This is a genomic window from bacterium (assembly GCA_035703895.1).
Lineage (GTDB): Bacteria > Sysuimicrobiota > Sysuimicrobiia > Sysuimicrobiales > Segetimicrobiaceae > Segetimicrobium.
This window is the reverse complement of sequence record DASSXJ010000057.1, coordinates 1-2,933: the sequence shown is the minus strand read 5'-3', so window position 1 is coordinate 2,933 and position 2,933 is coordinate 1. Positions and strand designations below refer to the sequence as shown.

Genomic DNA, 2,933 nt, shown 5'->3' with positions numbered 1-2,933 from the left:
GTGCGGATCGTTCCCTCGGGCGTCGTCTCGACCGCGCACCGCCCGAGCGGGAAGAGCTGGTGCTCGTACAGGTACATCTGCGGAAGCGCGATGTCGCAGTTGTAAAATGTCAGGCCATCGAGATGCGCGAGCCGGTCGACGACGCGGGAGAACGCCATCGGATCGGCGACCGTGACCTCCACGACCTCGATCTCGCCCCGCAGCAGGTCGCACCGTGTCGTGACCCGGGTCGTGATCGTGGCCCGGATCCCGTCGAGCAGCGCCTGCGCGTGCCGGAGTATCTCGCGGCTCCCGCTGTAGTAGAGGCGGGGCGTCCAGGGATGCACGAGCCGCAGCCGGGCGCCGTCGGCTCCGATGAGCCAGACGGCCATCCCGCCTGAGGTGGGATAGACGTCAAACAGGTGGGCGTGGAGCAGGGAGGGCCGCACGAACCGCGGTGACCTCGTCTTCGAGATGTTGAATCGCTTTCATCGCTTCCAGCAGCATCGACAGCAAGATCGCTTCGAACGGCACCGGCCTGGCGGCGTAACTCGCGACGGCGGCGTTGTGGCGCGCGGCGGCAAAGAGCCGGTCGAACGCGGGACGATCCTGCGCGCGGAGCGCGCGGCGAAACGGCGCCCAGCTCTCTTCTTCGCTCTGAATGACCTGCGTCATCGTGGGAACGGTGCGGCCCATCGGGTACGCTCCTCTACGGCCGTCTTCGAAAGTCTAGGCCCGCCGGCGAAAGGTGCGGTCCGGTCGGAGGGTGAGCGCCCACTCCCACCGTGCGGGATCAGGCTGCTCCCGGGAGATCCACACACGTCCGGCCTCCAGTTGGGCGGAAAAGCGCCAGCGGGCAATTACACACAGCCGGTCGCCAAAGGTGGGGCGAACGTCGTCCATGATGTGCTCGGGCGTCGCCGGACCCACAGGATCGGGGCAGGCGGCCAGGATCGGGAGGCGGGGTGCGGCTTCACGGATCGCGGAGGCAAGGCGCCGGAAGATGCGGGCGGCCTCCGCGGCCGGCACGTCCTCGTCATACAGCGGATCGAGCAGGCCGAGGCAGAGCACCGCGCTGGGGCGGAACGCCGCGATCGCCGGTTGCAGATGTTCCGTCAGCAACGCTTCCAACTGGTGGCAGGTGTAGACCCGGGACAGGTGCACAGCGTCCAGCACGCGTTGGTGGTCGAGCCCCTGCGCGCGGGCCGCATCGGAAAGGAGGTAAGGGTTGAAGGCGTTTGCCCCGTCTACCAGGACGATAGGCTCGCCACGGCTAAGGTATTGGAGACACAGGAGCTGGCTGAGCGGCAGAACGCTCTCGTGACCGGTGAACAGGACGAGCCCGCTCAAGGGCTGGGGGAGGGGAATGGGGAGATGGGAGACGGCCACTGGACACCACCTTCCGGGTGATTTGATTATATACCGAACACACGTTCGTATCAATGGGGAGTGGCCGCGCTAATCCGGGATTCGAGGTCGGAAAATGTCAGAAAATCAACAGCATCGCGCGGCAAGCTCACTTTTGCAGGGTCTGGTTCGTGGCTGCGCCTAGCGAGACACTATCTCCGAGGTGATCACATGACAGTGAGACACTGGTGGACACTGATTTTTGTTGCTGCGTTCGTGATTGCAGGAGCCGTGGGCCAACCGGCCAGCGGCGCTGACACAACCGTCAATGTGGCCAGCGCGACGGTTGGGGGCAAAGCACAACAGATTCTGGTGGACGCGAAAGGCATGAGCCTCTATACCCTGAGTTCCGATACCGCGTCATCTAGCGCCTGCACGGGAGGGTGTGCCAGTGCCTGGCCCCCCCTATTGAGCGCCGCCGAGCCTACGGCCCCCGCTTCCGCGAAGGGGAAGCTTGCGCTCGTCAAGACCGCCAACGGGTCCCAGGTCAGTTACAGCGGGCACTTACTCTATCGATTCTCAGACGATTCCAAACCCGGCGACGTTCAGGGAGAGGGTCTGAACGGACCGAAGAACGGCATGTGGCATGTCGCCACTCCCTAGTCACCACGCGCGTTCAATCATGTGGTGCAACACGGCCTGAGGCATTGCCGGGATGAAAACTCAGACCGTCGTCGGCGTGCTGCTTGTGATCATCGGCGCCGCCATTTTGGTGTTCGGAGGGTTTAGTTACACGACGACGCGCGAGGCGGTGAAGATTGGTCCCATCGGTATCACGACCCAGGAGAGGCGGAGCTTTCCGATCCCGCCAGTGGTCGGGGGCGTGCTCGTCGCAGGGGGCATCGTCTTGCTGATTGCAAGCGGCCGCACCCGGCCATAGAGGCGCCAAGCTCGAGTATGCTCGATTGACGTCGTACATGAAGCGCTCGGAGTAGAAATCAGCCGGAGGCAGCGTCAGTGACAAGGGGTAAGAAGCCTAGCCGTCGCTCGCTCAAGGATCGCATCGTGGACGCGACCCAGCAGGTCGTACAGGGTATGTCCGAACTCGCCGGTGCTGTCCATCCGCTCAGCGGGCCCGCGAGCGTTGCCGATCCGGGATTGATGGACAAGGACCGCGGTCCAAGAAGGGAGAAGCGGCGAAAGAGCACGGCGAAGAGCAAGAAGGCTCCTCGTCGTCGCCGGACACGAAACCCGCGCTGAGTGATCTGGAAGGGCGTCGTGCGCAGCTTGTCTTGTTTCGCTAGTGCCCGAACGCGACGAGCCACGGGATCAGATAGGGCGCAGTGAGGGAGACGAAAACGCTCCAGCCCCGCTGCGTGAAGGCACCGCCCTCCTCGGCGCCGGCCCCGGGGGCCCCCGCTTCAGGGCTCGGCCGTCCGATTCCCACGCGGCCGCGGGACGCTTCGGCCGGCCTGGTCGTCACCCTCAGCGCGCTCACCGCGTTTGGGCCGTTCTCGATCGATACCTACTTGCCGGCGCTCCCGGCGATCGCCGACAGCTTCGGTGGGAACGCGGGCGCGGTCCAACTTACCCTCAGCGCTTTTTTC

The 2,933-nt window shown here is 64.8% G+C and carries 5 protein-coding genes; 2 read left to right on the top strand and 3 right to left on the bottom strand.

The window, feature by feature from the left end; all coding sequences use genetic code 11:
• The 3 genes from VFP86_04100 to VFP86_04090 all read right to left on the bottom strand — a co-directional run.
• The coding region (locus VFP86_04100; GenBank protein HET8998807.1) for a hypothetical protein at positions 1-428 on the bottom strand (428 nt) is incomplete at its 3' end.
• The gene (locus VFP86_04095; protein ID HET8998806.1) at positions 394-675 is read right to left on the bottom strand and encodes a hypothetical protein; all 282 of its coding nucleotides are present in this window, start codon (positions 673-675) and stop codon (positions 394-396) included. The genes VFP86_04095 and VFP86_04100, both read right to left, overlap by 35 nt.
• 33 nt (positions 676-708) lie before the next feature.
• Positions 709-1,368 carry a hypothetical protein gene (locus VFP86_04090; GenBank protein HET8998805.1) on the bottom strand — a complete coding sequence of 220 codons (660 nt, stop codon included), beginning with the start codon at positions 1,366-1,368 and terminating at the stop codon, positions 709-711.
• Between the two features lie 673 nt (positions 1,369-2,041).
• On the opposite strand from VFP86_04090, the gene VFP86_04085 reads away from it, so the two are divergent.
• Positions 2,042-2,266, top strand: a complete 225-nt coding sequence (locus tag VFP86_04085) for a DUF3185 domain-containing protein (protein ID HET8998804.1) — start codon at positions 2,042-2,044, stop codon at positions 2,264-2,266.
• 403 nt (positions 2,267-2,669) lie between these two features.
• On the top strand, positions 2,670-2,933 hold a 264-nt coding region (locus tag VFP86_04080), incomplete at its 3' end, for an MFS transporter (protein ID HET8998803.1).